At 39.1% G+C, this 15,090-nt stretch carries 14 protein-coding genes and 1 other RNA gene; 2 read left to right on the forward strand and 13 right to left on the reverse strand.

Annotated features, from left to right (window positions below):
* Positions 1 to 4: 4 nt before the first annotated feature.
* Positions 5 to 946: a DNA/RNA non-specific endonuclease gene (locus tag EKM81_RS01500; RefSeq protein ID WP_225420142.1), complete on the forward strand. Its 942-nt coding sequence runs from the start codon at positions 5 to 7 to the stop codon at positions 944 to 946.
* 233 nt (positions 947 to 1,179) lie between these two features.
* Here EKM81_RS01500 and EKM81_RS01505 read toward each other — a convergent pair whose 3' ends face one another.
* The 3 genes from EKM81_RS01505 to EKM81_RS01515 form a co-directional block, all read right to left on the reverse strand.
* Positions 1,180 to 2,520, reverse strand: coding sequence for a glucose-6-phosphate isomerase (locus EKM81_RS01505; protein ID WP_125647376.1), 1,341 nt, complete (start codon positions 2,518 to 2,520; stop codon positions 1,180 to 1,182).
* A 221-nt stretch (positions 2,521 to 2,741) separates the two neighbouring features.
* Entirely contained in the window at positions 2,742 to 3,623 is an 882-nt protein-coding gene (gene fba, locus EKM81_RS01510) for a class II fructose-1,6-bisphosphate aldolase (RefSeq protein WP_125647379.1), read from the reverse strand.
* A 164-nt stretch (positions 3,624 to 3,787) separates the two neighbouring features.
* Positions 3,788 to 4,405 (reverse strand): VanZ family protein, encoded by a 618-nt coding sequence (locus EKM81_RS01515; RefSeq protein ID WP_125647382.1) that lies wholly within the window; start codon positions 4,403 to 4,405, stop codon positions 3,788 to 3,790.
* 267 nt (positions 4,406 to 4,672) lie between these two features.
* On the opposite strand from EKM81_RS01515, the gene EKM81_RS01520 reads away from it, so the two are divergent.
* A complete protein-coding gene (locus EKM81_RS01520) occupies positions 4,673 to 6,874 on the forward strand; it encodes an LTA synthase family protein (protein ID WP_125647386.1) in 2,202 nt (733 codons plus the stop codon).
* 153 nt (positions 6,875 to 7,027) lie between these two features.
* Here the strand turns inward: EKM81_RS01520 and EKM81_RS01525 are convergent, their stop codons facing one another.
* The 10 genes from EKM81_RS01525 to EKM81_RS01570 form a co-directional block, all read right to left on the reverse strand.
* The gene (locus EKM81_RS01525) at positions 7,028 to 8,557 is read right to left on the reverse strand and encodes a sensor histidine kinase (RefSeq protein ID WP_125647389.1); all 1,530 of its coding nucleotides are present in this window, start codon (positions 8,555 to 8,557) and stop codon (positions 7,028 to 7,030) included.
* Positions 8,557 to 9,291 carry a response regulator transcription factor gene (locus tag EKM81_RS01530; protein ID WP_125647392.1) on the reverse strand — a complete coding sequence of 245 codons (735 nt, stop codon included), beginning with the start codon at positions 9,289 to 9,291 and terminating at the stop codon, positions 8,557 to 8,559. Before EKM81_RS01530 ends, EKM81_RS01525 begins: the two co-directional genes overlap by 1 nt.
* Positions 9,292 to 9,406: 115 nt before the next feature.
* Positions 9,407 to 9,760: a hypothetical protein gene (locus EKM81_RS01535; RefSeq protein WP_125647395.1), complete on the reverse strand. Its 354-nt coding sequence runs from the start codon at positions 9,758 to 9,760 to the stop codon at positions 9,407 to 9,409.
* Positions 9,761 to 10,014: 254 nt separating this feature from the next.
* Positions 10,015 to 10,381, reverse strand: a transfer-messenger RNA (tmRNA) gene (ssrA, locus tag EKM81_RS01540).
* A gap of 194 nt (positions 10,382 to 10,575) precedes the next feature.
* Positions 10,576 to 11,352 carry a Cof-type HAD-IIB family hydrolase gene (locus EKM81_RS01545; RefSeq protein WP_125647398.1) on the reverse strand — a complete coding sequence of 259 codons (777 nt, stop codon included), beginning with the start codon at positions 11,350 to 11,352 and terminating at the stop codon, positions 10,576 to 10,578.
* Between the two features lie 82 nt (positions 11,353 to 11,434).
* Positions 11,435 to 11,899 (reverse strand): hypothetical protein, encoded by a 465-nt coding sequence (locus EKM81_RS01550; RefSeq protein WP_125647401.1) that lies wholly within the window; start codon positions 11,897 to 11,899, stop codon positions 11,435 to 11,437.
* A 111-nt stretch (positions 11,900 to 12,010) separates the two neighbouring features.
* Positions 12,011 to 13,210: an acetate/propionate family kinase gene (locus EKM81_RS01555; protein ID WP_125647404.1), complete on the reverse strand. Its 1,200-nt coding sequence runs from the start codon at positions 13,208 to 13,210 to the stop codon at positions 12,011 to 12,013.
* 13 nt (positions 13,211 to 13,223) lie between these two features.
* The gene (locus EKM81_RS01560) at positions 13,224 to 14,237 is read right to left on the reverse strand and encodes a class I SAM-dependent methyltransferase (RefSeq protein WP_164509155.1); all 1,014 of its coding nucleotides are present in this window, start codon (positions 14,235 to 14,237) and stop codon (positions 13,224 to 13,226) included.
* A 94-nt stretch (positions 14,238 to 14,331) separates the two neighbouring features.
* Complete coding sequence (locus EKM81_RS01565) at positions 14,332 to 14,511, reverse strand: hypothetical protein (RefSeq protein WP_125647410.1); 180 nt, start codon at positions 14,509 to 14,511, stop codon at positions 14,332 to 14,334.
* Positions 14,511 to 15,077: a ComGF family competence protein gene (locus EKM81_RS01570; protein WP_125647413.1), complete on the reverse strand. Its 567-nt coding sequence runs from the start codon at positions 15,075 to 15,077 to the stop codon at positions 14,511 to 14,513. Before EKM81_RS01570 ends, EKM81_RS01565 begins: the two co-directional genes overlap by 1 nt.
* Between the last annotated feature and the right edge of the window lie 13 nt (positions 15,078 to 15,090).

Raw genomic sequence — 15,090 nt, forward strand, 5'->3', positions numbered from 1 at the left:
AAACATGCAAATTAGACAAATTATGAAGCTAACCACTACCCTGTTAGTTGCAGGCCTTCTAGTAGCTTGTGGTAATTCTGAAGCTCAGCAAAAACAAGCAGCAGCGAAATCACGTTCTTCATCATCATATCGTCTGGCTTCAAAACATAAATCAGCCTATCTGCAGGAGAAGAAAGCTGTCTCACAGCAAGCTGCACGGAATGAAAAACTCACCGAAAAAATTGCTGACTTACAGGCTGACAATCAAACCACTAAGGAGCAGATCTCTCAACTAAAAAAAGATTTAACTGATCTACAGGCTAAATCTACAGCTGCTAAACAAGCCACGACTGATGCAACCACAACTTCGGCACAGCCAAATAGTGCAGCAAATAAGTTAGCTGATTTAAATTATCAAACAGATCAAGAAATCACTGTTAATAATAATAATCCGGTCTTTACTGCCGATGACTTAAACACTGCGAAAGGCGCTTGGGAGAATTATACTAATCTTGACACCCACAATCGTGCGGTCCAAGCTGACGCACTGCTTAATCAATCTTTGATGCCTACAAGCAAACGGACGGCATTAACTTGGGATCCAACCGGCTGGCACAATAAAAAAACTGCTCACGGCTGGCTATATAACCGCAGTCATTTAATTGGTTTTCAACTAGCCGGCGAAAATAACAATCCTAAAAATTTAATTACAGGCACACAATCTTTAAATAATCCTGGTATGCTACATTATGAAATGGATATTGCCTATTATTTAAAACAGAGCGCCAACAATTTTGTGCGTTATCGCGTCACGCCAATTTATCGTGGCGATGAATTGGTCGCGCGTGGTGTCCAATTACAAGCACAGTCAATTGGCAATAATGATATTCACTTCAATGCTTACATTTTTAATGTTGAAGCAGGCTACAATATTAATTACGCAGACGGCACCAGTTCTGCTCAATAAATTGATAATTATTTAAAAAAAAGATAATTCTTCCTAATAATGTCATTAAGTCGTTCCTTAGTTGTGGAACGGCAGGTACCTGGCGATTTGGCGGGCATAGCTTGTCAGCCAATGGTTTTAATTTCCGTCCAAGCAGCAGTACTAGATTTTAGAGTTAACACCACCAGCGTGCAGGAAAGAACAAAAAAAGGCCTCGATTATCGAGGTCTTTTTTGTTGGTGCTATTAATAATCTTATAGGCGTTGGTTCAATTCATCGCCAAGCTTTTCGAAGCCAGGTTTGCCTAATAAGGCGAACATGTTCTTCTTGTAAGCTTCAACACCTGGTTGGTTGAATGGGTTGATCCCATTTAAGTAACCAGAAATGCCAACAGCGATTTCGAAGAAGTACATCAAGTAGCCTAAAGTATAAGCATCTTGCTTAGGAATCCGCACCGTCATCACTGGCACGCCACCATCAGTATGTGCTAAAACAACACCTTGGTAAGCTTTGCTGTTAACGAAGTCCATTGTCTTGCCTTCAAGGTAGCCTAAGCCATCAAGGTCAGATTCTTCCTTAGGAATAGCCACGTCATGGCGAGGTGCGTCGATCTTAACTACAGTTTCCATTAAGTTACGACGACCTTCTTGAATGTATTGACCTAATGAGTGTAAGTCAGTCGAGAAGTTAGCGGATGATGGGTAAATACCCTTTTGATCCTTACCTTCTGATTCACCCATTAATTGTTTCCACCATTCACCAAAGTATTGTAAGTTTGGTTCGTAGTTTTCCAACAATTCAGTCGTGTAGCCCTTACGATACAAAATATTCCGTAAAGCGGCATATTGATAAGCTTCGTTCTTGTTCAAGTCAGCACTTGAATATTCAGAACGAGCATCAGCAGCACCAGTCATTAATTGATCAATATCACAGCCAGCGACAGCAATTGGTAACAAACCAACAGCAGATAAGACTGAGAAACGACCGCCAATATCATCAGGCACAACAAATTCTTCATAACCTTCAGCATCGGCTTCAGACTTCAAAGCACCCTTAGCACGGTCAGTTGTTGCATAAATCCGCTTGCGGGCTTCAGCAGCACCATACTTAGCAATTAACTTTTCCTTTAAAACCCGGAAAGCAATTGAAGGTTCAGTTGTTGTACCAGATTTAGAAATCACGTTGATACTGAAATCACGGTCACCAATTAATTCTAACAAATCATAAAGATAGTTAGGACTGATTGAATTACCAGCAAACAAAACTTGTGGTACTTTACGATCTGGCGCCATGTTATAGAATGTACTGTTTAAGAAATCAACCGCAGCACGAGCACCTAAATATGAGCCACCAATACCAATGGCAACGAAAACATCAGAGTCACTTTGAACTTTCTTAGCAGCGGCTTTGATCCGAGCAAATTCATCCTTATCATAGTCAACTGGTAAGTCGATGAAACCACGGAAATCATTACCAGCACCGGTACCTTCACGTAATTCAGTGTCAGCAGCCGTAACTAATGCTTGCATTTCTGCCAATTCGTTTTCATGAACAAATGGGCGTAATTTACTACTATCAAAAGAAATATGAGCCATTATTAATTATCCTCCTAATGAAAAGTAAACTCTCTTTCAGTAACTAACTTTAGCCGTTTTTTGGGCTAAATGCAAGATACTTGCAGAAAGTTACCGGGAACATTTTATCGCTTTCATGATTTGCGCAGTGGCTTGCAAAGAATCAACACTAAGCCATCATGAAAACCAAACAAAAAAAGCCTAGGGACAAGCCTAGACTTTTTTAATTTAAAATCAAAGAATTATAATTCTTCAGGAACCAATTTGATTGGACGAGTACCCATCCAGCCAATGATTTCTTCAACAGTATCTTTGATAGCTTGTGTACCAGGAGCCAATAACTTACGAGGATCGTAACCTTTGCCTTCTTGGTCTTTGTTAGCCAAGATATATTCACGAGTTGCTTTAGCAAATGCTAATTGGCATTCAGTGTTGATGTTCAATTTAGCAACACCCATTGAGATAGCCTTTTCAACTTGGTCTTGAGGGATACCTGAACCGCCGTGCAATACCAATGGAATCGAAATTGCGTCAGCCAATTCTTGTAAACGATCGAAGTGCAAGCCTTTCCAGTTAGCTGGGTATTGACCATGAATGTTACCAATACCAGCAGCTAAGAAGTCGATCCCAGTTGCAGCTAATTGCTTAGCTTCGTTAACGTCAGCTAATTCACCTTCGCCAACAACACCGTCTTCTTCACCGCCAATAGAACCAACTTCTGCTTCGACAGAAATGCCTTTAGCATGAGCCAATTCAACGATTTCCTTAGTTTTAGCTAAGTTTTCTGCGAATGGTAAGTCATGACCATCAAACATAACTGAGTTGTAACCAGCAGCAATAGCTTCTTTAGCAGCTTCGTAGTTACCATGATCCAAGTGAATAATAACAGGAACAGTAATTGCCATGCTCTTCATTTCAGCAGCAATTAATTGTTGGCAAAGTTCGTAGCCACCCATATATTTAGCAGCACCCATTGATGTTTGGATCAAAACGGGAACATTCTTTTCTTGAGCAGCACTCAAAATTGCGCGAGTCCATTCCAAGTTGTTTGTATTGAACGCACCAACTGCATAATGGCCCTTACGTGCAGCGGCGAAGATTTCTGTACCATGTACTAATGTCATTGAAAAAAATCCTCCTAGTAAATCTAATTTTACCTACATTGTTACTTTATCATTTTTTGACGCAAAATGGTAATATTTTGAAAAACTTTTTTAATTTTATGTTTCGTTTCTGAAAACAAGCTCGCTTTTTTAACGATCGGACAAGCCATAATTAATGAAAACCATCAATTACAACGGAAAAATGGTCGTAAAAACAGCCAATAGAGCCCATAGCCCAAAACTGTCCCCAGCGTATTAAAAATTAAGTCGTCAATATCGGCGACACCTGTTGCTAAGAAAAACTGCAGCGTTTCAATGGAAAGAGATAATAGCATCCCCAGTAGAACGGTACTGAAAAAATGAGGTCGGCGGTGCTGTAACAAGGGCTGCAACATACCAAAAGGAATAAACCAAAGAATATTCCCATAAAAATTGTAAACAAAATCAATAATTGATTGACCATATTGTAATTTAATCGTTTCAGTCAACGGCTGAACATTGATCACGCTCAAAGGACGCTGCCAATAAATTGTCATTTGCCAAGGAAAATAAATTCCTCGAAAAACGGTCAACGCCAACAATAATAGCAAATAAAAGGTAAAGAACCCCACTAAAATTTCTCGTCGCCAATGCCAAGGCCGTTGTTTGACGCGCAAGTAAATAATTCGCAGGATTAAAAATAGAATAAAATAAATCAAGGCCTTATCAAGGCTATAAAAAATAAGCTTAATTAATGGAAAATGATTAATTCGTGCTTGATAGTTATCTGCCACCACACGATAAAGCGGACCTAATAAATACATGGCAACCCTTCCCTTATGTCATGCCTAAGTTTACCAAAACTTGTTCAAAAAACAGCGCAATTTTACTTATTTTATAAAAATTAAAGATTTCGCCTGAGAATCCCCGCCAGCGACTTGTTAAAGAATGAGAGCTGAGTGGTTAATTTAGTAAAAAGCTGACTATTTTGCTTGTAAAATCATTAAGAATCTAACCGATTTCTCGTAAAAATTGCTAATCACTGCTAAAAAATTGTAAAATATAGACATTATATGTGTGAGGTTTTAACTTTGAAAAAAAATCTAGTTAGTCGCTGGCTACAAACGCGACTCGGTTTCTTCGGTTTGCTAGTTCTTTTACTGTGGGTCAAAACTGCCCTAGCTTACTACGTTGACTTTTCCTTAGGTGCCGCGGATATTCTGCAACATTTGTTAATGATCTTCAATCCACTTGGCACTTCAGTCCTACTGATCTCATTTGGGCTTTATTTTAAACGGCCAAAAGTCAGTTACATTGTCATGCTATCTATCTATATTTTAAGCAGTCTGATCCTCTTTAGCAATGTTGTCTACTATCGGTCAGCAACTGATTTTCTAACCTTTAACACCATTTTTAGTGTTGGCAAAGTTGCTAACGGCCTTGGCAAAAGTACTGCTTCGCTGCTGCAATGGCATGACATTTTTCTTTTAGGCGATATTGTGGTGTTAATTTTGGCATTGGCTCGGGGCTGGCTGAAGTTTGATCCGCACAAGTTCACCAGCAAACGGGCTTTCACAGCCACGACCATTGGTGTTTTTGTCTTCCTGTTAAACTTAACCTTAAGTGAGACTAATCGGCCACAATTGTTGACTAGAACTTTCGATCGTAATTACATTGTTAAATATCTGGGGATCGATACATTCATGGTTTACGACAGTGTGAAAACAGCCCAGAATAATCAGATTCGTGCGTCCGCTGATGGGACTGATATTAATAAAATTCTTGATTACACTAAAAAGCATCAGGTGCCAGCCAATGTCAATTATTTTGGCAAGGCTAACGGCAAAAACGTCATCATCATTCATTTGGAAAGTTTTCAGCAATTCTTAATTGACTTTAAAGTGAATGGTCAAGAAGTAACCCCGTTCTTAAATAGTTTGTATCACGATAAAAATTCGCTTAGCTTCGAAAATTTCTTCCACCAAGTTGGTCAAGGACGAACTGCCGATGCAGAAAATATGCTAGAAAATAGTATTTTTGGCCTACCTGAGGGTTCAGCTTTTACAACGCTAGGTTCTGATAACACTTATCAGGCAGCACCAACAATCCTCAAGCAAAATGCCGATTATACTAGCGCAGTTTTCCATGGCAATGTCGGCAGTTTCTGGAATCGTAATCATGTTTATAAGAATTTTGGCTACGATTACTTCTTTGATCAAAATTATTATGACGCCGCCCCAAATACACTGACAGCTTACGGCATCAAAGATAAATTATTATTTGCGGAAAGTATTAAATATTTAGAACAACTCCAGCAACCGTTCTATACCAAATTCTTAACCGTCACCAATCACACGCCTTTTACCCTTTCCGAGGACGATACTAATTTTCAAACCACTGATACTTCTGATACCGTGGTCAATAACTATTTCGTAACTGCTCACTATCTCGATGAATCATTAAAGGAATTTTTCAATTATCTAGATACTTCCGGCTTATCCAAAAATTCTTTAATTATGCTTTATGGTGACCATTATGGCCTTTCTAATAAAGATAACACTTCCTTGGCCCCCTTACTTGACCAAACAAATAACCAAGAGCAAACAGATACTTGGACCGCCTTCGACAATGCGCAACTGCAACGAGTGCCCTTGATTTTCCATATGGATGGCTTAAAAGGTGGTATCCAAAAACAATACGGCGGTGAAATTGACGTTTTACCAACCCTTCTCCACTTGCTCGGACAGAAAACCGACGATTATGTTATGTTCGGTCAAGATCTTCTTTCTAAGCAGCATCAACAATTAGTGGCCTTCCGAAATAACAATTTTGTTTCTGACAAGTATACTGTCCTTGGTGGAAAAGGTGCTAAAAGTACCGTTTATGATAATCAAACTGGCGCTATCCTAACTGATTTAACTGAGGAGCAGGTCAACGAAATTGATCAGCTCCAAGACCAAGTGACCGAAGCCCTTTCACTTTCAGACTCTTTGAATTACAAAAATTTACTACGGTTTTACACGCCGAATAACTTCATTCCTGTTAATCCAGAGAATTATAATTATCTTGATCAAATTAATGAACTACTTAATAAGCGTAAGGCCCTGGGCAATAGCTCGACCTCACTGTATAGTCAGTTTGGCCACAGCACTACCGGGATGTACCATACTGATGCACCGGAAATGACTGATTCTAAGGCCGACATTGAAGAATTTCCCGATATGAGTCAGAACAAAACAAGTACAAAAGATAAAACGAACAGTAAAAAGGCAACGACTACTTCGCAAAAATAATTAAATTGCTTTGTTCTAAATCTACGCAGTCATTTCCAGCCTACTGCTAAAAAAAAAGACTTGTAAAACCAAATTTGGTTTTACAAGTCTTTTTTTATGTCGATTCAGCTTCTCTGAACAGGAAGAACTAATCTAGAGGATCAACGTGACACCTTAATTACTGCCTTGATCAGCCTCATCCTGCTTAGGCTTAATTCGTTTTGAATGACCAGCTAAGCGTGCTGCCTCAACTTCATTAGGGAAAGTGACGGTAAAGGTCGAGCCTTGATGAAGTTCACTTTCGACGGTAATTTGACCATAGTGTTGTTCCACTAAAGAATGAACAATTGCCAGACCTAAACCAGACTCACCATACTTGGTGTTTTTCCGTGACGGATCGGCCTTATAATACCGTTCCCAAATATTCTTCAGTTGATCATCACTCATCCCTAAGCCATTGTCGCTGATTTTAACTTCAGTACCAGTCGCTAAAGCTTTAATGGTTAAGGTTACTTGGCCGTTCTCAGTAAATTGAACAGCATTTTGAGTAATATTGAAAATCACCTGCACAAAGCGGTCATAATCTGCATAAACATTAACCGGTTCAGTAGTGGTTAACACTAGTTGATCACCAGCAGCAGCTGCCTTTTTGGTTAACTGGCTCACAATATTGCTTAATGCTTCAGTCCCATTAAAAGTTCGCTTATTCAAGACAATTTGATTAGCGCGAATCTTTTCATAATCAAGATTTTCGTTGACCAAACGAATCAACCGCTTAGTTTCATTTTGCATTAACTCAATACTTTTACCCTTGGCTGCTTCAGGGATTGCATCATAGGCTAACCCCTCTAATAACCCATTGATAGTTGTCAATGGCGTCCGCATTTCGTGAGCGGCATTTGCCATAAACTCTTTACGCCGTTCCTCTTGGCGAGCAATTTCACGATTGGACTCATCCAATGAATGAACCATTTTGTTGAAATCACTGGCCAAATCATCAATTTCATCACGACCGCGAGAAACTAATTCCACATCGAAGTTGCCGTTAGCGACAGCTCTAGTTGCCGAACGAAGCCGATTGATTCGCCGAATGTAAAAATGTGCCAACAAATAGCTTAATGCCAAAGCAACCAGTAGTGAGATACCCAGTGCTACCAATAAATTACGTTCCATTTCTCGCATACTGGACTTGATGCGCGTCACTCGCGAACCAATGTACATGGCACCAACAAACTTCTTATTACTATCAAACCACGGATAAATCACATAAGAAAGTTCAGCGCCATTACCAATTGCAGGACCCTTTTCAGTCGTTGTCTGATTGGAGGTTCGATTGGTTTGCATTCGAATAACTTTACCGGCCTTTAGCTCTTTCCAAACACTTTCAGGCAAGGCCTTATTGATCACAGTATTGGGATAAATCACTTGATTATCCGCACTATAAACAACATAAACGACTTGATCGTCTTGCAAAACAACTTGAACTTCATTTAAGAAGTCTGTTGAAATTGGGGTATACGATCCCGTTTGGGCATCTTTTTCCGTAAAAATTTCACCAAAATTACGAGCGTAACCTTCCAGTTGACGCCAATTTGTTTCGTATGCCTGGCGATTATTATAATTAATAATCGCCGCACTAACGATCAGTAAAGTGGTAAAAATGACGACAAAAAAGCCAATCATTTGTTGATAAATTAGTTTCATTAACGACCTACTTCCGAATCATCGAATTTATAACCGACCCCCCATACGGTCTGAATCACTTGTGGCCCAACTTTTTCGATTTTTTGTCTTAATTTTTTAATATGGGCGTCAACGGTACGCTCGTCACCATAATATTCATAGTCCCAAACTAACTCTAACAATTGTTCGCGTGAGAAAACCTGACGTGGCTTCTTGGCCAAGGTTTTCAGTAAGTCAAATTCTTTTGGTGTCAAACCAGGAATTTCTTTGCCATTTAAGAAAGCTTCGCGTGTTTTAGAGCTTAGCTTAAAATGATCAGTCATCACATCAAACTGACCCTGATTAAGTTCAACTTCTTCTGAACTTGACTCATGCTGGTCATTAGCCAAATCAGCTCGGCGATGAATTGCCTTGATTCTAGCAATCAAAGTAATTGGACTAAATGGCTTCGTTACATAATCATCAGCCCCTAGTTCTAAACCAAGCACTTGATCACTTTCACTATCACGTGCCGTTAACATAATAATTGGCACAGTTTTAGAAATTTCCCGAATTTCCTTGGCAACTTGCATACCATCTTTTCCGGGTAAGTTTAAGTCAAGCGTAATCATATCCCAACCATCAGGATCTGCTTTAAACTTGGCCATTGCCTCGTTGCCATCATAGGCAAACACAGCCTGCCAATTTTCCTTTTGAAAAAACATACCCATCATTTCTGAAACTGACGTATTATCTTCCACCATAAGTAATTTCATAATTCATGCCCCCGTTTAATTCATTATAAATAAAAAAACTAGCAATTTGGGGATATTCATGTAAATACCCAGTTTTTTTCAAAAAGCCAGCTTAATGTGAAAAATATTTGACGATTTATTTATGGAACTGATACTTTTGTGGCAAGTGACCAATTCGCATTAGATACTGGCGTAATTTATGCTCTAAGTAACGAAAACTTAACCAAGAGCCGATAACGATTGCCAATAACCATAATAGTACCAGATTATTTAATTGAAAATGGTTGATCATCGCCCCAAGGCTAATCTGAATCAGACCAAGTAACAATAAAGTATTACGGCACCAACGTTGTGCCAAATAAAAGCCACTAGATGTGCTCGTTGCCAAAGCCGTTTTATAACTTAACATATTAGTTGGTTGCTTAGCTGGGTGAAACAAAAATACTAACCCAAATAAAAATAAGCCACCACCAAAAAGAGCATTGATCATACGCATTTCCTCCTAGATATTTCTAGTATATCATGTTTAACCGCTGAATTATTAACTCAAGCCAAGGAATTTATAAAAAATAAACCGTTTTCTCAATCAGTTCTCAGAATATTTATTCATTTCTAATTTATTATAAACCGACTACGACATCACTATTATAAACACACCCCGATTATCGAAAAAGAAACGCGCCTAATATTAATGAAATACTAAAAAAGTCTGATTAATCTTTTAAGATTAATCAGACTTTTTTAGTATGGAGGTGAGGGGAATTGAACCCCTGTCCATGCGTACTGCCACGCCAACGTCTACATTCATAGTAGTACTATTTAAAATTTAGTCATTAATGCGCGCCGCACCACCGGGCTAACCATTAACAACGAGTCTGCTAAGCTCCTCTTAATTATTCGGACCGCGTAACTAAGTGTAGCCTAATTAATTTGAGACCCAAAATCTGAACCTTAGGCAAATTCAGCAGGATCACGCTAGCTGGTTTTTAGGCAGCTACTGCGTAAGAATTTTGTTTGTTTGCAGTTATATAAACTGTAACGTTTTAACGTAGACGTAACCTACGGAATGCAATTCGCGCACAGATACACATGTCGAATCCAGAACACCCCCAAATTTGGCACTTCAATATTATAACATGAAGCTACCAAAAATGCAGTGGCCAACGATCAGGAAATCGTCTCACTACAACTTACTTAACTTGATGTTGTGGGCTTAATTCCAAGATTGCCATTGTCAGTAGCAGCACGGCGGCTCCTTGTAAACAGTGTCGCCAATTCAGGTTCAGCTTCATTCAGCTCACGCCACTAAATTAATTCGTAATGCCGTAACCCAGCAACGATTCCATCCTCACGGTTACTTTGCGTAATAAATTCTGCTTGTGCCTTAGCTTCAGGAATCCCATTTGCCATTACAACTGCATGATCAACGTAACTCAACATTGGGATATCATTAGGGCCATCGCCAAAAGCATACGTCGGCAAACCATTCAAATTCAGATTGTTCATCAACGTTTTGATACCATGCATTTTAGAATTGCCACGGCGAACGGTATCAATTGAAAAAGGACTATTACGATAATAAGTTAACTCAGGTAATTGCTGGTGATAGTCCTGATCGTGATCAGCCGTCAATAACAATAGCATTAATATATCATGATGCAGATAAAAATCAGGTGCAACTGCTGGAATTGGCGTATGAATCAAATTATACGCGCTAGCCAGACGCTCACTATGAGCCGTTGCTTTAATTTGATCAGTCGTATAAAAAGCAACTTGGTCACCTAGTTTAGTGGCTAAAGCGACCACTCGCTGAATGATTTCTGTTTCAATTTTTCCTTGATAAACTGACTGCAGCCGATGTTCGATATAACAACCATTTAAGGAAACAAAGGTGTCAATTCCTGTTGCTTCTCGAGCAGCCACAATTTCCAGTGGTGACCGTCCAGTATTAATTACTGGTAAATAACCGTTTTTACGTAAAGCTTTGATTGCTTGACCAACGGCCGGACTGACCACTGAATTTTCATTAAGTAAAGTACCATCTAGATCAAAGAAAACAACCCCGCGATATTCGTTATTCAAATTAAATCCTCCATTTTTTTGCTAGTGCTAATGGCGCCAGTAAGTCATGATTTAAAGCGATTAATCAATGCTTATTTTGCAATTAATGTAGCTTACTTCTAGATAAATGGTGTTGCACAAAATCGGTCAAACCTGTCACACTTTGATTAATAATCAATTTATACTCACGCTGTGTAAAATCAATCAAAATTAATTGACTTGTTTGTTCAGTCAATTTAGTCACTCGAAAATCACGAATTGCCCGCCAATCTTTTAGGCCATTGGTACTTAACGAAAGGAGCACATACTTCTTACCCAAACCTTTACGAATGAGCATCCAAGTTAAGACCGTTAATAAAAAAGTACTCAAAATGATGAGTTGAACTAAATCTTGATGCTGTTGAACTGTCACAATTAGCGCAACTAATCCAGCCGCCAGAACAGTCCCAATCACTAAACGTGGCAACGACCAACGTGCGTGATATGTGAGTTTGACTAAATTCGTAAATAACGCCACCAAATCAAAGATAACAATTACCAGCGCCAACCATAAATATGTTGGTGACATTAACAACACTCCCCACAAAATTCACACCTGTTTTCAACTTATTACTTATAGTCTAAAACAAAAAGAGCAGTAACTCAATTAGCTGAGCTAGCTGCCCTATTATTTAAATTGTTATTTAGCGGCCAATCCGGTTAGTCGAACCACATCTCGAACGATCATTAACTCTTCGTTTGTTGGCACAATCATAATTTTAACTTTTGAATCAGGTGCGGAAATAATTTGCTCAACGGCTTGAACTTCATTGGCCTTTTCATCGAGCTTGGCACCAATGAAGCCAAGTTGATCAACAATCATCTTCCGAACTGGAATTGAACCTTCACCCATCCCAGCAGTAAAGACTAAAGTATCAACGCCACCCATTTCGGCAATATATGAACCAATGTACTTCACGATTCGATTAACAAAAACCTTAATCGCTAAGTCAGATTCTGGTCGTTCAGACCGACTAGCTAGTAAGTCACGCATATCAGGTGACAAACCAGATAAGCCGAGTAAGCCAGATTTCTTATTTAAAATATCAACCATTTGATTAGGATCAGTAATATTTAACTTTTCCATCAGGAAGGCGACCAGCGAAGCATCAATATCACCAGAACGCGTACTCATGGTCACACCTGCTAATGGGGTAAAGCCCATTGAAGTATCAAATGATTTGCCATCCTTGATTGCCGTCAAAGATACACCACTACCTAAGTGCATTGTGATCATTCTTTGCTGTGCTAATGGCACACCAAGGATTTCAGCAGCACGAGCGGAAACATAACGATGACTAGTACCATGCGCCCCATATTTACGGGCACCATATTTATGATAGTAATCTAACGGGATACTGTATAAATAGTTTTCTTCGGGCATAGTCGTATGGAAAGAAGTATCAAAAACGGCAACTTGCTTTGCATGAGGGAGTTTGTGTTCAAAGGCAATAATGCCCTTGGCTTCGTTAGGATTATGAAGTGGTGCATAATCAGCTAGCTCTTCAATTTTTTTCAAATTTTCTGGTGTAACTTCGGCCGATTCCTTGAAGAATTCACCACCAGCAACAACTCGATGGCCAACACCTTTAATTTCGCTTAAATCATTAATAATACCTGAGTCTGATAAACGCTGCAGTAACATTGAAACAGCAGTTTCTTGATCAGGAATATCGATTTTTTCTTTTGTTTTCTGACCATTAAATTTAACTGAAAAAACTGATCCTGGTAATCCTAAGCGATCAACCATCCCTGAAGCAATTTCCTGTTCAGCCGGCATTTCAAATAGTTTCCATTTTAAAGTTGAGCTTCCTGCGTTTACTGCTAAAATTTTAACCATGTGTCAATCTCCTCTATAAATTTTCCGTTGCCCAAAGTTGCATCTGCTGGGAAAAACGGCGCATTGCATCAATTTGATTCATATCAGGTACATTAGCAATTAATACCTCTTTAGCTTGCTTAGCTCGCGCACCATGCTTTTGCAAAACAATAATTGCTTTATCAGCCGTACCATCCTGAAACGCACTTTTAGGTAGGCTTAAGGACATTTGCAAGAAAGCATGCTTGGTGAGCCAACGTAACAACGTTAAAGCAGCATCACTTTCGAACAAATTAGCTGGCACGACAAAGATTCCCCAACCAGCGTTAGGCAAAGCATTAATGCTTTGCTCTAGCAACAAATAGTGTGCAAACGAATGACCACTTTTGGCATGCAGTTCGAATTCACTGGCCCGAGAATCTAGTGGATAATAGCCCACTGGTAAATCAGCAATCACTAAATTCGGTTTTTGTTCAGTCAACCAAGGCGTTAAAGCATCTTGATGAACTAGCATTAACTTGTCGTTTAGAAAGTCAGCCCAAGCAGCGGCTAACGCTAATAGTTCATCATTATTATCCAAACCAATTAGGGATAGTTCGGGATAAATCCGTTGTAATTGTTGACCAACAGTTAGTAATAAACTGCCCGTCCCCACTACTGGATCAGTAATCTTTAATGATGACTGTTGCCGACCAAATACGACTGTTGCTACTAAGCTAATTAAAACACCGATTGTGCTCGGGGTTGCTTGAAAATTGGCTTGAGGCTTATCAACCTGTTGTCGGCGAAAAATCAATAATTGACCTAATGCCAGCCGCTGCTCACTAGTTAAATTAGCCCACTTAATCTCCCGATATAATTGATGTAATTTTGCAACTGTTTCCTGATTTGGCGCCTCATTCTCTACATGGACTGTTTTTTGAACAAGATTCGCCAATGTCTCACTTAAGGCAGTTAGATAATCAGTATTCAACGCTGATTGTAAAAGATTGACAGCTTCATCAGTTTGTTGATAAATTTTTTTTATGTCATTTAAATGCGTTGCCATCCAGTCACTCCAATCAATGATGAACCTAGTAGCCATTTTACCGATAAGTTTAAAGATATGCAAGCATCTTTCTAAAAACGTTTCTTAGTAAAAATCACTGTTCATCATTGATTAAGCGCTTTAATTTAACGTTTTGCTGGCGATAATAATAAATCAAATTTTGATAGTCAAAATTTTGGCGAGCATAATAATCATTTACAAAATAAATGAGTAGTAAACTAAAAGTTAACATGACTAAAGTTAAAATGGTAAGGCTTCCTCGTTGTTGTTTCATCACTCCTCCAATGATTGCTTTGGCGGTACTAAGAAATAATGCTGCAGTTTTTCACCATCGGTCATTGTTAAGGTCATTTTTAGAAGTGGTGCCTGATAAGTAAATTTCACTGTATCCACGCGGTACCACAGCAGCATATAGCCTTGATTATCCCAATTGGTTACAATCACTTCATGCGCTTTTTTTCGCAGTTGTAATTTATAGCTTTTAGCGGCCTGCTGACGATTGACCAGACAAACCTCACGACCATTTAATTTAATATCAACAATAGCCATTTCTGCTAAAAATTGTTCTAACTGGATTGTCGCTAATTGCGTTTCAATATGATCAGACTGAGTAATCTTAGTCTGTAGCTTCTTGGCGAGGGTCAAATGACCACAGGCTAGCTGCAGCGACAAACACAAAATAAATAATGCGAGCGCCGTCTCTAGCAATGTAAATGCAGCTCGTCGTTCTGAGTCAAACTTAGGGAACCCGTTGGCCATCCGCCAATTCCAATTTAAGCTGTTTATTTTCTGCCACCAATTCTTGGAACGTTTGTCGATTTTGTTGCATTTGATATTCATTTGTCAGCACCAA

This window comes from Lapidilactobacillus gannanensis, assembly GCF_003946675.1.
GTDB classification, from domain to species: domain Bacteria; phylum Bacillota; class Bacilli; order Lactobacillales; family Lactobacillaceae; genus Lapidilactobacillus; species Lapidilactobacillus gannanensis.